The sequence below is a fragment of the Streptomyces alkaliphilus genome (assembly GCF_014141535.1).
GTDB classification, from domain to species: Bacteria; Actinomycetota; Actinomycetes; order Streptomycetales; family Streptomycetaceae; genus Streptomyces; species Streptomyces alkaliphilus.
This window is the reverse complement of record NZ_VKHT01001352.1, coordinates 1-1,068: the sequence shown is the minus strand read 5'-3', so window position 1 is coordinate 1,068 and position 1,068 is coordinate 1. Positions and strand designations below refer to the sequence as shown.

At 72.8% G+C, this 1,068-nt stretch carries 1 protein-coding gene; it reads right to left on the bottom strand.

The genetic code is table 11. The features are described from left to right. Positions 1 to 264: 264 nt before the first annotated feature. The coding region (locus FNQ90_RS24425; protein WP_182608325.1) for an ABC transporter permease at positions 265 to 1,068 on the bottom strand (804 nt) is incomplete at its 5' end.

The window sequence follows — 1,068 nt, the reverse complement described above, 5'->3', positions numbered from 1 at the left end:
GTCCGGGTCAGACCGGCCCGCTCCCGCCCGGCGCGGGCCTCGTCCAGCCAGCCGAAGGGGTCACCGGGGGTCCGTCGGGTGGGAGTCCGCTTGGGCCGCATGGGAGGGGGTCGCCTTTCGCCGTGGGAGAGCCGGGCGGCCCGTCGGCCGGGGCGGACCCCGGGGCTCCGGCACGCCCGTCCCGCCGAGCGTAGTGACGGCGGGACGGGGGGTGGTAGGGCGCGCGCCACGCCCCGGGCCCCGGGAGCCCCGGGGCGTCGGTGCTCAGCGGGAGAGCCCCCGGAACCGGTGCACGGCCCACGGCAGGAAGACCGCGGTGATCAACAGCGGCCACACCACCGCCATCAGCAGGGAGTTCCGCTCGATCCACCCCTCCCCGTACGCCACCGGGTTGCCGAACAGTTCGCGGACCGCGTTGGCGGTGGCGGAGACCGGGTTCCAGGCGGCGATGGTCCCCAACCAGGTCGGCATGAGCTCGGGTGGGGTGAAGACGGAGGAGATCATGCCGAAGGGGAAGGCCAGGGCGAACAGGTTGCCGGCCGCCTCCTGATTGCGCACCACCAGGCCCAACAGCACCCCCACCCACACCAGGGCGAAGCGCAACAGGAGCAGCAGTCCGAGCGCCGCGGCACCGGCGAGGAGCCCCCCGTCGGAACGCCATCCGATGGCCAGCGCGATGCCCAGCAGGACGACCAGGTCCAGCCCGGCGTGCAGGACGTCCGAGACGCCCCGGCCGGTGACCACGGCGGAGGGGGCCATCGGCATCGAGCGGAACCGGTCCGTGATGCCGCGGTCGCGGTCCACCACCACGGCCATGGCGGTGTTCATGAAACCGAAGGCCATGGTCATGGTGAACATGCCGGGCATGGCGTAGGAGGTGTAGTCGACGCCCTCGGCCACGACCATGGCGCTGCCGAAGACGTAGACGAAGAGCAGGACGGAAACGACCGGGAAACCGAGCTGCCATGCGATCAGCGAAGGCTGTTTGGCCAGGTGGCCGAGGTCCCGGCGGACGATGGTCCAGCAGTCCGCCAGGGCCCACCACAGCCGGCTCCCCGGGGCGGGGGT